At 69.2% G+C, this 17,448-nt stretch carries 9 protein-coding genes; 5 read left to right on the top strand and 4 right to left on the bottom strand.

Annotated elements, in window-relative coordinates; translation table 11 throughout:
* Positions 1-41: 41 nt before the first annotated feature.
* A complete protein-coding gene (gene glnE / locus I8J34_RS15170; RefSeq protein WP_214362468.1) occupies positions 42-2,753 on the bottom strand; it encodes a bifunctional [glutamate--ammonia ligase]-adenylyl-L-tyrosine phosphorylase/[glutamate--ammonia-ligase] adenylyltransferase in 2,712 nt (903 codons plus the stop codon).
* Between the two features lie 115 nt (positions 2,754-2,868).
* Between glnE and I8J34_RS15165 the strand changes: the two genes are divergently transcribed.
* The 4 genes from I8J34_RS15165 to I8J34_RS15150 all read left to right on the top strand — a co-directional run bounded on the left by I8J34_RS15165 (position 2,869) and on the right by I8J34_RS15150 (position 9,884).
* Positions 2,869-6,669 (top strand): YhdP family protein, encoded by a 3,801-nt coding sequence (locus I8J34_RS15165; RefSeq protein ID WP_214362467.1) that lies wholly within the window; start codon positions 2,869-2,871, stop codon positions 6,667-6,669.
* 1 nt (position 6,670) lies between these two features.
* On the top strand, positions 6,671-7,486 hold the full coding sequence (locus I8J34_RS15160; RefSeq protein WP_214362466.1) for a carbon-nitrogen hydrolase family protein: 816 nt from the start codon (positions 6,671-6,673) through the stop codon (positions 7,484-7,486).
* A 45-nt stretch (positions 7,487-7,531) separates the two neighbouring features.
* Entirely contained in the window at positions 7,532-8,977 is a 1,446-nt protein-coding gene (gene tldD, locus I8J34_RS15155; RefSeq protein ID WP_214362465.1) for a metalloprotease TldD, read from the top strand.
* An 88-nt stretch (positions 8,978-9,065) separates the two neighbouring features.
* Complete coding sequence (locus I8J34_RS15150; RefSeq protein WP_214362464.1) at positions 9,066-9,884, top strand: type IV pili methyl-accepting chemotaxis transducer N-terminal domain-containing protein; 819 nt, start codon at positions 9,066-9,068, stop codon at positions 9,882-9,884.
* A gap of 44 nt (positions 9,885-9,928) precedes the next feature.
* Here I8J34_RS15150 and I8J34_RS15145 read toward each other — a convergent pair whose 3' ends face one another.
* The gene (locus I8J34_RS15145; RefSeq protein ID WP_214362463.1) at positions 9,929-10,990 is read right to left on the bottom strand and encodes a PA0069 family radical SAM protein; all 1,062 of its coding nucleotides are present in this window, start codon (positions 10,988-10,990) and stop codon (positions 9,929-9,931) included.
* A 168-nt stretch (positions 10,991-11,158) separates the two neighbouring features.
* On the opposite strand from I8J34_RS15145, the gene I8J34_RS15140 reads away from it, so the two are divergent.
* Positions 11,159-12,835 (top strand): PAS-domain containing protein, encoded by a 1,677-nt coding sequence (locus I8J34_RS15140; protein WP_214362462.1) that lies wholly within the window; start codon positions 11,159-11,161, stop codon positions 12,833-12,835.
* Positions 12,836-12,857: 22 nt separating this feature from the next.
* Here the strand turns inward: I8J34_RS15140 and I8J34_RS15135 are convergent, their stop codons facing one another.
* Together I8J34_RS15135 and I8J34_RS15130 are read right to left on the bottom strand one after the other, a co-directional pair.
* On the bottom strand, positions 12,858-13,658 hold the full coding sequence (locus tag I8J34_RS15135; RefSeq protein WP_214362483.1) for a transporter substrate-binding domain-containing protein: 801 nt from the start codon (positions 13,656-13,658) through the stop codon (positions 12,858-12,860).
* 58 nt (positions 13,659-13,716) lie between these two features.
* On the bottom strand, positions 13,717-17,316 hold the full coding sequence (locus I8J34_RS15130) for an indolepyruvate ferredoxin oxidoreductase family protein (protein ID WP_214362461.1): 3,600 nt from the start codon (positions 17,314-17,316) through the stop codon (positions 13,717-13,719).
* Between the last annotated feature and the right edge of the window lie 132 nt (positions 17,317-17,448).

Genomic DNA, 17,448 nt, shown 5'->3' with positions numbered 1-17,448 from the left:
TCCGGTTTCTTCGATTCCGTGTTCACGGCGCCGGAAACCGCTCACTGGGGGGCTGTGCCCCCTGCCGGCGTCTCCAGCACCAGCGACCACAGCGCGCGCACCGCATCGCGATGGGCGCCGACCGATTCGTGCGGCACTTCCACGCGCAGGCCGTTGAGGCGTTGGCGGTGTTGCAGGCGGCGGAATTCGCGGTAGGTGTCGCCGCTGCGCCGCGCCAGGTCGGGTGGGATCAGGCCGAGCTCGCCGGCGATGCGCAGCAGGGCGATGTTGCCGAGGTTGCCGGTCAGTTGCGGATGCTGGTGGGCATGCGCGAGCACCAGGTACTGGACGATGAACTCGACGTCGACCAGCCCGCCGCGATCATGCTTGAGGTTGAACAGGCCGCTCTTGTTGCTGTGCGCGTCCATCATCTTCTTGCGCATGGCGAGGACGTCTTCGCGCAGAGGGGCGAGCTCGCGCGGCTGACGCAGCACCTCGATGCGGATGGCTTCGAAGGCGTCGCCGACGCGGGTGTCGCCGGCCGAGAAGCGGGCCCGGGTGAGGGCCTGGTGCTCCCAGCGCCAGGCCGATTCGAGCTGGTATTTGCGGAAGGCGTCGATGCTGCACACCAGGAGCCCGGCGTCGCCGTTCGGGCGCAGGCGCAGGTCGGTCTCGAAGAGCTGGCCGGCCGCGGTCTGGCTGGACAGCCAGGTGTTGATGCGCTGGGCCAGGCGTGAATAGTGCTCGGCCGCCTCGGGGTGCGGGTCGTCGTAGAGAAAGACGATGTCCAGGTCCGACGCGTAGCCCAACTCCTTGCCGCCGAGCTTGCCATAGCTGACGATGGCGAAGGCCGGCGCGTCGTCACGGTGGCGGCGGCGCAGTTTGCGCCAGCACAGCGGGACGGTGATGTCGAGCAGGGCGTCGGCCAGCGCCGAGAGGTGGTCGGACAGCGCTTCGACGGTGAGCACGCCGGCCAGGTCCTGGGTCAGCAGGCGGAAGGCCTGGGTGTGATGCTGCTCGCGCATCAGGTCCATCTGCCGTTCCATGTCCGGCTCAATGTCGTCGCACTGGCGGCGCAGATCGGCGGCGAAGGCGGGCCAGTCGGGCTTGCTGTTGAGCTGGCGCGCATCGAGCAATTCGTCGAGCAGGATCGGATGGCGGGCCAGGTACTGGGCTGCCCAGCGCGAGGCGGAGACCAGTTCGCCGACCTTGTGCAAGGCCTGCGGATATTGCTGGAGCATGGCCAGGTAGGCGCCGCGCCCACCGATGGCGTCGAGCAGATCGAGGCAACGCGACAGCGTGTCGTCGGGGTTCGCGGCCTCGGCGGCGGTCTCGACCACGCGCGGCACCAGCGCGTCGAAGCGGCTCTTGATCTTGGGCGGCAGCTGCTGATAGCGGGTGCCGCGATGCAGGCTCTGCAGGCGCCGGGCCGAGGTTTCCGGCTCGGCATACTTGAGCTTTTCGAGCAGCGGTACGAGGGTGGCGATGTCTTCGGCCTCGAGCCACACGGCATCGAGTTCGTGACCTTCTTCGTCCGGATCGCCGAAAACCATTTCGAAGTGCCGGCTGACTTCGGCACGATGACGGTCGAGCTCGGCGCGCAGCGCCGGGTAGTCGGCGAAGCCCATGGCGCCGGCGATCAGGGCTTGCTCGTCGACCTGCTCGGGCAGATCGTGCGTCTGGGCGTCGTCGAGATACTGCAGGCGATGCTCCAGCCGGCGCAGGAAGACATAGGCCCGCTTGAGCGCGTCGACCACCTCGGGGGCGAGCACGCCCTGCTCGGCCAGGAGGTCGAGCACCTTTTGCGTCGGCTTGATCTGCAGGCTGCGTTCGCGTCCGCCGCGGATCAATTGGAACACCTGGGCGATGAACTCGATCTCGCGGATGCCGCCGGGGCCGAGCTTGATGTTGTGGGCGCGGTCCTTGCGCGCCACCTCGCGGCGGATCTGGGCATGCAGGTCGCGCATGGCGTTGATCGCGCCGAAGTCGAGATACTTGCGGAAGACGAAGGGGCGGGTGATGGCATCGAGTTGTTCGAAACGCTTGCCCAGCATGACCCGCGCCTTGATCCAGGCATAGCGCTCCCACTCGCGGCCCTGGGCGATGAAGTAGTTCTCCAGCATGTCGAAACTGCATACCAGCGGCCCGGAGTCGCCGTTGGGTCGCAGCCGCATGTCCACCCGGAACACCTGGCCATGTTCGGTGACCTCGGCCAGTGCCTGGATGATGCGCTTGCCGAGGCGCTCGAAAAACTCGAAGTTGCTGATCACCTTGTCGCCGCCGGTGTCGCCGTCCTCCGGGTAGACGAAGATCAGGTCGATGTCGGAAGACACGTTCAGCTCGCGGCCGCCGAGCTTGCCCATGCCCACCACCAGCAGCTCCTGCTCCCAGCCGCCGGGCGCCGCCGGCTTGCCGTGGCGCGCGATCAGTGCCTCGCGTTCGACATCATGGGCAACGCGCACCGCCAGGTCGGCAAAGGCGCTCATGGTTTCGGTGACTTCGGCCAGATCGGCATCGCCGGCCAGATCGCGCACCGCCAGATGGCATAGCACCCAGGTGCGCAACCGGCGCAGGGCGGCGCGCATGCTGTCGCGGTCGAGCGCGCCCGGATCGATGAAGGCGCTCATCGTCTCGGTATCCAGTGGGGCATCCAGATGTGCGGCAAGTTGATCGGCCAACCAGCTGCGGCTTTGCAGCATCTGCTTCAGATAGCGTGAGAAGGGCAGCGCGAGGCGCAGCTTTTCCGGCAGGTCGGCGAGTTCGTTCAGGGACATGGTGAATCCGGCTTGATAGAATGAGCGGGTCGCAGGCGGCCGCTGTCGGCACCCCCTTGGCAGCGCGCTGCCCTTTGATGCACCCGTTGCTCAGGATACTCAAATCACTTCCGCCGTGCCCAACTCCGAGCCCGCCGGGCCGCGTCCCGCCCGTCGTTGGCGCAGCCGTCTGCTGACAGGCGCGCTGGCGCTATATTTCCTGCTTGGCATCGCCTTCCTGGTCTTGCGCTACGCGGTGCTGCCCGATATCGAACGCTGGCGCGCGCCGATCGCCCGGCAGGCCGAGATCGCGCTGGGGGTGCCGGTGAGCATCGCCGCGATCGAGGCCGACTGGTCGGGCCTGCGCCCGCGCCTGCATCTGAAGAATGTCGTGCTGCGCGACGCCGAGGGCGAGTCGGCCCTGGTGTTGCCGCAGATCGATGCCACCCTGGCGTGGACCTCGATCCTGAAACTGCGGCCCTACTTCCATCGGCTCGAAGTGCAGACGCCGGAATTGCATATCGCGCGCGATGCGCAAGGCGGCTTCTCCGTCGCCGGCTTGCCGGTCGCTGCCGCGGCAGGGGGCGATGGCGAGGCCCTGCGCTGGCTGATGGCGCAACGCCAGATTGTCGTCCGCGGCGCGACCGTGATCTGGCGCGATGCGTTGCGCCAGGCGCCGCCGCTGCGTCTGAACGAGGTGAACTTCCGCCTGGTCAAGGGCTTCGGCACCCATGCCCTCGGCCTGACCATGCAGCCCGAGGGGCCGCTGGCCGAGTCGATCGACATGCGCGCCGACCTGCGACAGTTCGACGAGCAGGCCCCGACGGCATGGACCGGCCGGCTCTACGCCGCGGTGCGCCGTGCTTCGCTGGAGAGCCTGCACGCCTGGGTCGATATGCCGGCCGGGCTGACCGGCTTCGGCGACACCCGTGTCTGGCTCAGTCTGCAGGCGGGGCAACCGGTGGCGGCCACCGCCGATCTGGCGCTGCGCGATGCGCGTGCCCGGCTCGGCGAGGATCTGCCCGAGTTGGTGCTGGACCAAGTGGCCGGCCGGCTCGGCGCCCAGAAGAGCGCCACCGAGACGGTGCTCACCAGTCGTGGCCTGAGCCTCGACGCCGGCGATGGGATTGCCATCGCGCCGACCGATCTGCGCATCAGCCGCAAGGGCGACGGCGCCGGGCAGGTGACGCGGGTCGAGGTCAACCAGCTCGATCTGGCGGCCCTGTCGGCGTTGGGGGCCCATCTGCCTTTCGACGAGGCGGTGCGCTCGCGCCTGGCCGCGCTGGCGCCGACCGGGCGCTTCAGCCAGGTGCAATTGCAATGGACCGGCGAGGCCGCTGCGCCGTCGGCCTGGCAGGTGTCGGCCGATTTCGACGGCGTCGGCATGCGGGCACGCGACAACCTGCCGGGCCTGGGCGGCATTCGCGGGCACCTGGCCGGCAACCAGGGCAGCGGCCGCTACACGCTCGACAGCGAAAGCATGACGCTCGATCTGCCGGCGGTGTTCGAGGCGCCGCTGGGCTTCGATACCCTGTTTGCCGAAGGCGGCTGGCAGCGGCGTGACGGCGCGCTGCGGGTGACGCTGGACCGCGCCCGCTTCGCCAATGCCGATGCCCAGGGCGAGGCCAGCGGCTACTACGCGCCGAGCGTCGACGGGCCGGGGGTGATCGATCTGCAGGCACGCCTGAGCGAAGCCGACGGCACCGCGGTCTGGCGCTACATGCCCAAGGTGGTCAACCAGGACACTCGGGTGTGGCTGCGCGACAGCATCACCGCCGGCCGTGCGCATGACGTGCGCCTGCGCCTGCAGGGCGACCTGGCGGACTTCCCGTTCCGCGAAGGCGGCGGCATCTTCCTCATCACCGGCCGGATCAGCCGCGCCAAGCTCGACTACGCCAAGGCCTGGCCGGCCATCGAGGCGATCGAGGGCGGGCTGCGCTTCGAAGGCGCGCGCATGGAGATCACCGCCAACCAGGGGCGCATCTATGGCGTGCGCCTGGGCAAGGTGCGGGTGGTGCTGCCCGATCTCGACGTGCCGGATGAGGTGCTGACCATCACCGGCGTGGCCACGGGCGGCACGCAGGACTTCCTGCGCTTCGTCGGCGACAGCCCGGTGCGCGCGCGGATCGATGGCTTCACCGATGACATGCGCGCCGAGGGCGATGGCATGCTGGATCTCAAACTGGTGATGCCGCTCCGCCATGTGGCCGACACCGAGGTGACCGGCCGCTATCGCTTCAAGGACAACGCGCTGACGCTGGTGCCGGGCCTGGCGCCCATCGCCGATGCCGCGGGGCAGGTCAATTTCACCGCCAACGCACTGAGCATTCCGCAGGCGAGCGGCACGCTGTTCGGCAAGCCGCTGCAACTGACGGCCACCACCCTGGCCGATCGCGGCGTGCGTTTCGAGGCGCGCGGCGAGGCGCAGATGGCGGCGTTGCAGGCCGCCTATGCCTGGCCGGCGCTGGCCCATCTGTCCGGCGAGACGCCGTGGTCGGCGCAGGTCGTGGTGCGCGGGCGCGAGGCGGAGGTGGTGGTCGAGGCGCCGCTGTCCGGCGTCTCCAGCAGCCTGCCGGCGCCCTTCAACAAGTCGGCGACCGAGGCATGGCCGCTGCGCGCCGCCTTCAAGGTGCAGCCGGGCGCGCCGGTGAGCCTGGAGGCGAAGCTGGCCGACCGGGCGAGCCTGCAGTTGACGATTCCGCGCGACGAGGGCGCACCGCTGCGCGGCGGCCTGGGCATAGGCGCGCCGGTGCCGGCGGGCGAGCGCGGTGTGCGCATCGCCATCGCGCAGCCGCATGTCGATGTGGATGCCTGGCGCGCCGTGTCGTCGATGTCGTCGGAGGCGGGCGGCGCGCTGCCGATCGAGCGCGTGGTCCTGGATACGCCGCGATTGACGGTGGCTGGCACCGATCTTCACGCCGTCCGGGCCGAGGCCCGGCAGGACAAGGATCGCTGGCGGGTGAAGCTCCGCGCCAAGGAGGCCGCCGGGGAGATCGATTGGCAGCAGGGCGGCGAGGGCGCGGTGCATGCGCGCTTCAGTCATCTGCTGCTCAAGAAGGGCGAGGCCGAGGCCGAAGGTGCGGCCGACCTCGAGCCGCTCGAATCGCTGCCGGCGCTGGATGTGGTGATCGAGCGCTTCGGCCTGCGCGACCTCGAGCTCGGGCGCCTCGAAGTGACGGCCTTCAACCGCGGCGGCCTGTGGCATCTGAACCAGCTGAAACTGGCCAGCGCGGACGGCGTGCTGACCGGCTCGGGCCAGTGGTGGCCGCAGGCGCCGGCGCGCACCGAACTGGATTTTTCGCTCGACAGCACCGATACGGGCGCCCTGCTCAAGCGCCTGGGCCATGCCGAAGCGGTGCAGGGCGGCAGCGCCAAGCTGGCCGGCAAGGTGGCTTGGCAGGGCGCGCCGACCGATCTCAATGTGGCGACGATGAAGGGCATGTTGACCCTGAATGCCGAGAACGGCCAGTTCCGCAAGCTCGAACCCGGTGTCGGGCGATTGCTCGGCGTCCTCAGCCTGCAGTCGCTGCCGCGCCGCATCACGCTCGACTTCCGCGACGTGTTCAGCGAAGGATTCGCCTTCGACAGCATTTCCGGTAGCATCGATGTCGATCAGGGCGTGCTGCGCACCGATTCGCTGGAGATCCGCGGCCCGTCTGCCAAGGTCTTCATGCGCGGCTCGGCCAACGTCAAGAACGAAACCCAGGATCTGAACGTCAACGTTCAACCGACGCTGAGCGAATCGGTGGCCGTCGGCGCCGCGCTGGGGGCCGTCAACCCGGTGGCCGGGGTGGTGACCTACCTGGTGCAGAAAGCCTTGAAAGACCCGGTCGAGAAAGCCTTCGCCTTCGAATACCATGTGACGGGCACCTGGAGCGATCCGGTGGTGACCCGCATCGAGGCCGCGCCGCCGGAGGGCGGCGCCGGGAGTAAGTGACATGAGCTTTGACGCGCCCGTGCGCATCGCCGCCATCCAGACCGTGTCCGGTCCGGCGGTGGACGAAAATCTCAAGATGGCTGGCGAGCTGGTGGCCGAGGCGGCCGCCGCCGGCGCGCAGCTGATCGCGCTGCCCGAGTACTTCCCGCTCATCAGCAGCGACGAGGAAGACAAGGTGCGCCTGCGCGAGCGTGACGGCGACGGACCGATCCAGCATTTTTTGCAGGCGACCGCCCGGCGCCATGGTATCTGGCTGGTCGGCGGCACCTCGCCGCTGGTCGCCGATGCCGGCGACAAGGTGCGCAATGCCACGCTGGTGTTCAACCCGGACGGCGAGCGGGTGGTGCGCTACGACAAGATCCACCTGTTCGGCTTCGACAACGGCGCCGAGCGCTACGACGAGGCGGAGACCATCGAGCCGGGCGAGGCGGTGGTCACCTTCGACGCGCCCTGCGGCCGGGTCGGCCTGTCGGTGTGCTACGACCTGCGCTTTCCCGAACTGTTTCGCGCCATGGGGCCGGTAGACCTGATCGTGCTGCCGGCGGCCTTCACCTACACCACCGGGCTGGCCCACTGGGAGGTGCTGCTGCGTGCCCGCGCCATCGAGAACCAGTGCTACGTGATGGCCCCGGCGCAAGGCGGCCGCCATCCGAGCGGGCGGCGCACCTATGGTGATACGCTGATCATCGATCCGTGGGGCGAGGTGCTGGCGCGTCAGGCCGAAGGGCCCGGCGTGGTGGTGGCCGAGATGGACCCCGCGCGCCTGCGCGACGTGCGCACCCGCCTGCCGGCGCTCAAGCACCGCCGCCTTCCCTGAATTCATCGAACAGGCCGCGCCCGAACGGCGGCCGATGTGGACACCATGACCGATCACACGCAAGCCCTGAGCATCGCCGAAAACCACCTGCTGACGCCGACCGGCCTCGACCTGTCGGCGCTGGAGCAAGTTTTCGGCCGCCTGCACGCCCACCGGGTCGACTACGCCGACCTCTACTTCCAGTACCACCGCACCGAGGCCTGGAGCCTCGAAGAGGGCATCGTCAAGTCGGGCAGTTTCAACATCGACCAGGGCGTCGGCGTGCGCGCCATCAGCGGCGAGAAGACCGCCTTCGCCTATTCGGACGACATCAGCCTGCCGGCCCTGATGGCCGCGGCCGATGCCACCCGCGCCATCGGCGAGGCCGGCGGCAACGGGCGCACGCGCATCGGCGCGGCGGTGACGGCGCCCTCGCGCTACCGCGGCATCGACCCCTTCTTGTCGCTGGCCGACACCGACAAGGTGCGCCTGCTCGAGCGGCTCGAACAGTTCGCCCGTGCCGAAGATGGCCGGGTGAAGGAAGTGATGGCCCACCTGGTGGGCTCCTGGGAGACCATCCTGGTGGCGCGTAACGACGGCCACCTGGCCGCCGACGTGCGCCCGCTGGTGCGCGTGTCGATCACCGTCATCATGGAAGAGAACGGGCGCCGCGAGCAGGGCAGCGGCGGTGGCGGCGGGCGCTTCGACTACGCCTGGTTCGATGACACGCGCCTGCGCGAATACGCCCGCGCCGCGGTGCATCAGGCCAGCGTCAACCTGGCCGCCGATCCGGCGCCGGCCGGCACCATGACCGTGGTGCTTGGCTCGGGCTGGCCCGGCATCCTGTTGCACGAGGCCATCGGCCACGGCCTGGAGGGCGACTTCAACCGCAAAGGCAGCTCGGCCTTCGCCGGCCGCATGGGGCAGCAGGTGGCGGCCAAGGGCGTCACCGTGGTGGACGACGGCACGCTGGCCGACCGGCGCGGCTCGCTCACCGTCGACGACGAAGGCAACCCGACGCAGTGCACCACGCTGATCGAGGACGGCATCCTTACCGGCTACATGCAGGACATGCTCAATGCCCGCCTGATGGGCTCTGCCCCCACCGGCAACGGCCGGCGCGAATCCTTCGCCCATCTGCCGATGCCGCGCATGACCAACACCTACATGCTGAACGGCCAGCACGACCCGCAGGAGATCATCGCCTCGGTCGACCGCGGACTGTACGCGGTCAATTTCGGCGGTGGGCAGGTGGACATCACTTCGGGCAAGTTCGTCTTCTCGACCGCCGAGGCCTACCTCATCGAGAAGGGCAAGGTGACCCGTCCGGTCAAGGGCGCGACCCTGATCGGCAACGGCCCCGACGCGCTTACCCGTGTGGCGATGATCGGCAACGACATGGCCCTCGACCCCGGTGTGGGCACCTGCGGCAAGGACGGCCAGAGCGTGCCTGTAGGCGTCGGCCAGCCGACCCTGCGCATCGATCGGCTGACGGTCGGCGGCACCGCCTGACGCGTATCGACGGGCATGTTGCCCTGCATCAAGGAATCCGGCGCCCGGCCGTTAGAGCATGCTTCCATTTCCCGATTTGGGTGACGCGATGATCCACAGACGAGACCTCATCAAGGCCGCCGCCGGCATGGCCGGCCTGGGCATGCTGCCCGGCGCCTGGGCGGCCCCCGCGGCTGCCGTCGGCACTGCGGAAGCCGCCTTGACCCTGCCGCAGGCGATCAACAAGGCGGGCCGCCAGCGCATGCTCTCGCAACGCTGCGCCAAGGCCTGGCTGATGCAGGCGCTCGGCGTGGCGCCCGAGATGGCCGGGCCGCTGCTGCAGTCGTCGATGAGCCTGTTCGAGACGCAGATGAGCGAGTTGTCGCGCCTGCAACCCACGACCGAGGTGCAGACGGCGCTGGTGCAGCTGGCGGCCGACTGGCAAAGCTACCGCACGGTCTTGCTCAGCCCGCCGTCGCCGGAGGTAGCCGCCCAGCTCTATGCGCGCAACGAAGCGGTGCTCGGCGCCGCGCATGCCGCCACGCTGGCCTACGAGCGCTCGTCCGGCTCGCCGGTGGGGCACTTGATCAACGTCGCCGGGCGTCAGCGGATGCTGTCGCAGCGCATGGCCAAGTTCGTCTTCTTCGCGCGCTACGGCGTCGAGTCGAAAGCGGCGGTGGCGGCCCTGGCCAAGGCGCGCGAGGAATTCATCGCCGCCTTCAGCCTGCTCAAGGCAGCGCCGCAGAATTCGGCCCGGATCACCAGCGAACTGGCGCTGGCCGACCAGCAGTGGTTCTTCTTCGAGAACGCGCTGTCCCAGGACAACTCGCCCAAGGCGCTGAAGGCCGTCGCCACCACCAGCGAACGGATTCTCGAGCAGCTCAACCTGGTGGTCGGCCTGTACGAAACGCTGGCGACCCAGGGCTGAGCGCCTGAGCATTTTTCGGGCGTGGCGGAGCGGCTCGCCACGCGTCAGAACAGGCACCCCTGGCGCGTGTCGCCCGGCGGCAGAAAGCCTTCGGTGTCGAGCGCGAGATGGCGTGGCGCGAGACCAAGTTGCCGGCAGGCCAGCGCAAAACGCTGGCGGTAGAGATCGGCAAAGAGCCCGGTGCCACGCATGCGCTGGCCGAAGCGCGGATCGTTCACCCGCCCGCCGCGCAGCTGCCGCAGCAGGCTCATCACATGCTCGGCCCGCTCGGGCGCATGGTCGCGCAGCCAGCCCTCGAACAACGGCCCCACTTCCCGCGGCAGGCGCAGCAGGCCGTAGCCGGCCGTGCTGGCGCCCCGCCCGGCCGCCTCGGCCAACACGGTTTCCATTTCCGCATCGTTGAGCGCCGGGATCAGCGGCGCGAACAGCACGCCGACCGGCACCCCGGCCTCGGCCAGCGCAGCGATGGTGCGCAGGCGCCGGTGCGGGGCCGGCGCACGCGGCTCCAGCGTGCGCGCCAGGTCGGGCTCCAGGGTGGTGACCGACACCATCACCTGCACCAGACGACGGCGCGACATCGTGCTCAGGATGTCGATATCGCGCTCGATCAGGGCCGACTTGGTGATGATCACCACCGGATGCGCGGTGGCGTCGAGCACCTTGAGAATCTCCCGCGTGATGCCGAGCTGCCGCTCGACCGGCTGGTAGGCATCGGTATTGACGCCCAGCGCGATCGGCGCACAACGATAGCTGCGCGCGGCCAGTTCCTCGCGCAGGCGTGCGGCGGCGTCGGGCTTCCAGGCCAGGCGGGTCTCGAAATCCAGGCCCGGCGACAGGCCCAGCCAGGCATGGCTCGGGCGCGCGAAGCAATAGACGCAACCATGCTCGCAGCCCCGGTAGGGGTTGATCGAGCGGTCGAAGGGCACGTCGGGCGACTGGTTGTAGCTGATCACCGAGCGCGCCGTGTCGATCATCAGTTCGGTGGCCGGCGCCGGGGTGTCGTCCTGCACCGGCCAGCCGTCGTCGCAGGCTTCGCGCTGCCAGTCGGCAAAGCGGCTGTCCGGGCGCTCGCCGGTGCCGCGGCCCTTGAGGGGAGGTGTGTTCATGGCAAGCGCCAGTGTCGCGACTGACGCGGGCGACGGTCAAGCGCCCGGCTAAAGTCCGGTGGCGGCCGGCCGAGATAACAGGGAGCGCCGCCTGAGTCGGGCGTCGCCCAGTTCCCGCGGGGGTCAGGCCGCCCGGGGTGGCTCGCGTTTTCTTCAGAGGAGTAGGGCATGACCCCCCCGGTGTACGACGCAACGCAGCCCACGGCCACGGCGGAGGTGTCGCCCGCGCCGGACGATGCCGCCGAGATCGCCGTCCTGCTCGACAACCTGCCGGTCGGCGTGGCGCTGGTCGATGCCGGTGCGAACGTGCGCATCTTCAACCGGCGTGCGCGCCAGATGCTCGGCTTTCCCGACCATCTCTTCGACCATGGCATGCCAAGCCTGCGCGAGATGTTCCTGTTCAACGCGCGGCGCGGGGAGTATGGCGAAGGCGATCCGGAGGTGCTGGCCGACCAGCTGGTCGAACGCGCCCGCCGGCGCGAGCCGCATCACTTCGAGCGTGACCGCCCCGACGGCTCGGTCATCGACATCCGCGGCGAGCCCTTGCCCGGCGGGGGCTTCGTCACCATCTGGACCGACGTGACGGCGCGCAAGCGGGCCGAGCGCGAGGCCGAGGCACGCGCGCGCCAGCTCGATCTGGTGATGAACAATGTGCCCGGCAAGCTGGCTTTCTTCGATGCGGATCTGCGCTGCGTCTACAGCAACGAGCGAGAGCTGATCTTCGGCGCCACGCAACCGGGCCAGGACGGCAAGACCCTGCGCGAGCTGGTGGGCGATGCGGTGTATGCCCAGATCGAGGGGTACTTTCATCAGGCGCTGGCGGGCGTGCCGAGCGCCTATCACCGCGCCTTCGTCCGGCCCGACGGCAGCGACGGCTACCTGCAGGTGAGCACGGCGCCGCATCGCGCGCCGGACGGCGAGGTGATCGGCGTCTTCACGCTCGGCCAGGACGTGACCAACATCCTGCGCACCGAGACGGCGCTCAAGGAGCGCAATGCCGAGCTGGAAGCGGCCAACCAGGCCCTGGAGACGACGCACCAGCAACTGCTGCAGTCCGAGAAGCTGGCCTCGATCGGCCAGTTGGCGGCCGGGGTGGCGCATGAAATCAACAACCCGGTGGGTTTCGTCGGTACCAATCTGTCCACGCTGCGCCAGTACGTGGGCAGTCTGCTCGCGCTGCTCGACACCTGCGACCGGAGTCTGCGCGCCAACCTGTCGCCGGACAGCGAGGCGATGCAGGCCTACGCGGCGGCGCGCGCGGCGGCCGATGTGGACTTCGTGCGCGAGGATGTCGTGGCGCTGCTCGACGAGTCGCATGACGGGCTCCAGCGGGTGCGGCAGATCGTGCAAGATCTGCGCGATTTTTCCCATGCCGGCAGCGACGACGAATGGCAGAGCGCCTCGCTCGAACGCGGGCTGGAGGCCACGGCCAACATCGCGCTGACCGACATGAAGCACCGGGTCACGCTGGTGCGCGACTACGCCGGGATCGCCCCGGTCGAGTGCCTGCCCTCGCAGCTCAACCAGGTGTTTCTCAATCTCATTGTCAATGCCGGCCAGGCCATTGCCGGTGCCGGCACCATCACCTTGCGCACTGGCCAGGGCGCCGACGGTGTGTGGGTGGAGGTGACCGATACCGGCTGCGGTATTCCCGACGAACACCTCGGCCGCCTGTTCGACCCCTTCTTCACCACCAAGCCGGTCGGCCAGGGCACCGGCCTGGGGCTGGCCCTGTCCTACGGCATCGTCGAAAAACACGGTGGCCGGATCACGGTGCGCAGCACGGTCGGCGAAGGCACCACCTTCCGCGTGTCGATTCCGTTCGAGCGCCCGGCACCCGCGTGAGTGCGGGCGCCGGGCGGGCGGATCAGGGCAGCCAGGTTTTGACGATCTTCTGCAGGCTGCCGTCCTCACGGCTCAGGTGCGCCCACTGGTCGACATAGTGCTTGAACACTTCGTCGCCGCGCGGCAGCAGGAAGGCCTTTTCCGAGAAGGTGAACGGCGCTTCGGGATGCACCGCGCACAGGCCCGGGCGCAGCTTCTGCTGTAGCAGGGTTTCTTCCGCGTCGGTCATCATCAGGTCGGCCTTGCCTTGCAGGATCTGGTCGAAGATGGTGACGTTGTCGTTGTACACCTCGATCTTCGCCTGCTTCAGGCTGGCGCGCGCGAAGCGCTCGTTGGTGCCGCCCGGATTGACGATGGCGGTCACGTCGGGCTGATCGATCTGCTCCAGGGTCTGGAACTTGGCGACGTTCTCGCAGCGGGTGATCGGCGTCTTGCCGGAGCGGGCCAGTGGGGCCGAGTAGAAGGCCTGGCGGGCGCGGTCGAGCGTGACCGAGATGCCGCCGACGGCGATGTCGCACATGCCGGCGGCGTAGTCCTTCATCAGCGTCGGCCAGGAGGTCTTGACGAAGCTGACTTCGGCGCCAAGGCTCTTGCCCAGGTGCTTGGCCAGGTCGATGTCGATGCCTTCGAAGGCGTTGGTCTCCGGGTTCAAATAGGTGTTGGGCTTGTAGTCGCCAGTGGTGCACACCGTCAGTTTCTTGTTGGCGACGACGGTGTCGAGCCGGCTGGCTACCGCCATGGCCGTGTCGGCATGGGCGAGCGGGGCGAACAGGGTGGTGCCCAGGACAGCGGCGGCGGTCAACGGCAGCAACGAAGATTTCATGTGTCTTGCTCCTTGGAGGGGGGGTGTGCGGGCCGGCGCGCGCGGGCGCCGGCCCGCGTTATTTCCCGGAGACGACCGGGATGCCTTTGAATGACGCGGCGGCATGGATGGCCGGCAGCTTTTCCAGTGCCGGCGCGAAGATCGGCGCGACGCCCAGCTGCCGCGCCAGCGGCGTTTCGCGCGCGGCGACGGTGGCCAGGTTGGCCTGTTTGACATGGCCGAAGCCGCGCAGCTGGCGGGGCAGATCGGCCAGCGCGGTGGCGGCGGGCAGGCGCTCGGCGTCCAGCGTGTCGAGCAGTGCGCCGATCAGTTGCGGATAGGCGCGGGCCAGTTCGCGCTCCATGCGCCGCTCGGCGGTGCGGCCGAAAACGTCGAGCACACTGCCGCGCAGGCGCTTGCCACGCGCCAGCCAGCGCATGGCGCTCATCAGCCAGGGGCCGAAGTCGCGCTTGATCAGGCGGCCGGCGGCATCCACTTTGGCCAGCAGCGGCGGCGCCATGTGGAAGGTCAGCTTGAGCTCGCCCTCGAAGGTGTCGCGCAGCTCCTCCAGGAAGCGGCCGTCGGTGTACAGGCGTGCCACCTCGTATTCGTCCTTGTAGGCCAGCAGCTTGGCGTAGCCGAAGGCCACTGCCTCGGTCAGGCGCAGGGGGGCGGCGGTGCCGACCACGGCACGCTCGGCCGCGCGCACCTGCTCGACCAGCGCGGTGTAGCGCGCCGCGTAGGCGGCGTCCTGGTAGGCGGTCAGATGCGCCACGCGGTGGGCGATCAGCGCGTCCAGCGTCAGCGTCTTGTGGGCCGGTTCCTCGGCCAGGGCGAGCACCGCCTCGGGCTTTTCGGCAGCCAGCCGGCCGAGGTGGAAGGCCATGCGGTTGCTGTCGACCGCCACCCCGTTGAGCACGATGGCGCGTTCGATCGCGGCCAGCGAGACTGGCACCCGGCCGCGCTGCCAGGCATAGCCGAGCAGCAGGATGTTGGCGCCGATCGAGTCGCCGAGCAGGCGCAGGGCGAGGTCGTAGGCGTCGACCGATTCCATCGCCTCGTCGCCGGCGGCGAAGCGCAGCTTGTCGAGCAGGGCGTCGGCATGCAGCTGGGCGTCCGGGTCGCGCACGAAGCGGTCGGTGGGGTTCTGGTGTTCGCTGGCGATGATGCGGGTGCGGCCGTGGCGGACGGTCTGGAGCGCTTCGGCCGAGGCGCCCACCACCAGATCGCAGGCGAGCAGCAGGTCGGCCTGCTGGGTGTCGATGCGCACCTGGTTGAGCAACTCCGGCGTCTTCGCCCAACGGATGAAGGCCAGCACCGCGCCGCCTTTCTGCGCGAAACCCATGAAATCGAGCTGCGAGCTGGCCAGGCCGTCGAGGTGGGCGGCCATCGACACCAGCGCGCCGACGGTGACCACGCCGGTGCCGCCGACGCCGGTGATCAGCAGGTCGTAGGGCGCGTCGTCCAGGTGCGTGTGCGGCGTGGGCAGGTCGTGGATGAGGTGGTCGAGCGTGGCCGCGTCGAGCTTGCCGACACGCTTCCTGAGCGTGGCGCCGGCCACCGAGACGAAGCTGGGGCAGAAGCCCTGCACACAGGAAAAGTCCTTGTTGCAGGACGATTGCTCGATCTGGCGCTTGCGCCCGAGCGGGGTTTCCAGCGGGATCACCGACAGGCAGTTGGACTGCGTGCCGCAGTCGCCGCAGCCTTCGCACACTTCGGGGTTGATGAAGATGCGGCGGTCCGGGTCGGGGTAGGCGTGCTTCTTGCGCCTACGGCGCTTCTCGGCGGCGCAGGTCTGGTCGTAGATGAGGGCGGTGACGCCTTCGATGTCGCGCAGGGTGCGCTGCACGGCGTCCATCTCGCTGCGGTGGTGGAAGGTGGTGCCCGGCGGGAACAGCGCGCCGGCGCCGTCGTATTTCTCCGGTTCGTCGCTGACCACCGCCAGGCGCTTGACCCCCTCGGCCTCCACCTGACGGGCGATGCGTTCGACGCTGATGGTGCCGTCGTGCGGCTGGCCACCGGTCATGGCGACCGCGTCGTTGTAGAGGATCTTGTAGGTGATGTTGGCACGGGCGGCGATGGCCTGGCGGATGGCCAGGCTGCCGGAGTGGAAGTAGGTGCCGTCGCCGAGGTTCTGGAACACATGCGGGCGGCGGGTGAAGTGGGCATGGGCCGACCAGTCGGCGCCCTCGCCGCCCATCTGGATCAGGCCGGTGGTCGAGCGGTCCATCCACGAGGCCATGAAATGGCAGCCGATGCCGGCCTGGGCGACCGAGCCCTCGGGCACTTTGGTGGAGCTGTTGTGCGGGCAGCCGGAGCAGAAGTAGGGCAGGCGGCGCACGGCGTCGCCGGCATTCGACAGCACCTCGGGCGCGGTGAAGTCGCACACATGGCTGAGCCGGTCGAGCGCCGGGCGGTGGCGGGCCAGCCAGCGGGCGAAGGCCGGCATGATGCGCGAGGGGCGCAACTCGCCCAGCGCCGACAAGAGCGGTGTGCCGTCGGCGTCGTGCTTGCCGATCACACGTGCTCGCGCGCCGCGGCGGTTGAAGAGCAGGGTCTGGATCTGCTCCTCGACCACCGGCGCCTTTTCCTCGATCACCAGCACCTCCTCCAGGCCCTCGACCAGTGTGTCGATGCGCGTCGGCTCCAGCGGAAAGACCAGGCCGACCTTGTAGAGGCGGATACCGGCCTCGGCCAGGTCGTCGAGCGACAGTTCCAGCCGGCGCAGCACTTCGAGGAAGTCGTAGTGCGCCTTGCCGACGGTGACGATGCCGAGCGTGGCCTTGGGCGTGGCGCGGATCCAGCGGTCGATGCTGTTTGCTTTGGCGAAGGCGCGCACCGCGTCGAGCTTGTCGGCCAGGCGCGCTTCGAGCGCCAGACTGGGCAGGTCGGGCCAGCGGTAGTGCAGGCCGCCGGCGGGCGGGGTGTAGTCGGCCGGCGGCGGGAAGTCGTGGCGCACGGCGTCGAGGTCGACCGTCATGCCGCTCTCGACCACTTCCGAAATCGCCTTGAAGCCCACCCAGTTGCCCGAGAAGCGCGACAGCGCCCAGCCGTAGAGGCCGAACTCCAGGTATTCGGCGACGTTGCCGGGATGGATCACCGGCATGTGCCAGGCCTTGAGCGTGAGATCGCTCTGGTGCGGCATCGATGAAGACACGCAGCCATGGTCGTCGCCCAGCACCGCCAGCACGCCGCCATGCGGCGAGGCGCCATAGGCATTGCCATGCTTGAGCGCGTCGCCGGCGCGATCGACGCCGGGGCCCTTGCCATACCAGACGGCGAACACGCCATCGACGGTGCGCTGCTCGTCGGTTTCGACCTGCTGGCTGCCGAGCACCGCGGTGCCGCCGAGCTCTTCATTGATGGCCGGTTGGAAGGCGATACCGGCGGTCTCGAGGTGCTGCTTCGCCTTCCACAGCGCCAGGTCGTAGCCGCCCAGCGGCGAGCCGCGGTAGCCGCTGATGAAGCCGGCGGTGTTGAGGCCGCGCGCGCGGTCGAGCCGCGCCTGCATCAGCGGCAGGCGCACCAGCGCCTGGATGCCGGTCAGGAAGACGACGCCATGCTCGGCCTCGAAGGCGTCGCTGAGGGTGTAGTCGGGGCGCGCCAGTGCTGCGTCCGGCTCGGCCTGGAAGGCGAGCGCTACGGCCGGCGCGCTCGCCCGGGATTCGGGATGGCGCATGTCTCTCTCCGTGGGGTCGATGGCGGCCTGGATGTCCGGCCGTGTCGCCCGTCGTGTTTTATGGTGATAACAGCTTAGGCCGCATGAGTGGTCTGCGCGTTCCTGACTTGCTGGGAAACCGCGTTTTATGAG

This window comes from Denitromonas iodatirespirans, from assembly GCF_018524365.1.
Taxonomy (GTDB): domain Bacteria; phylum Pseudomonadota; class Gammaproteobacteria; order Burkholderiales; family Rhodocyclaceae; genus Nitrogeniibacter; species Nitrogeniibacter iodatirespirans.
This window is presented reverse-complemented; position numbering and strand designations above follow the sequence as displayed.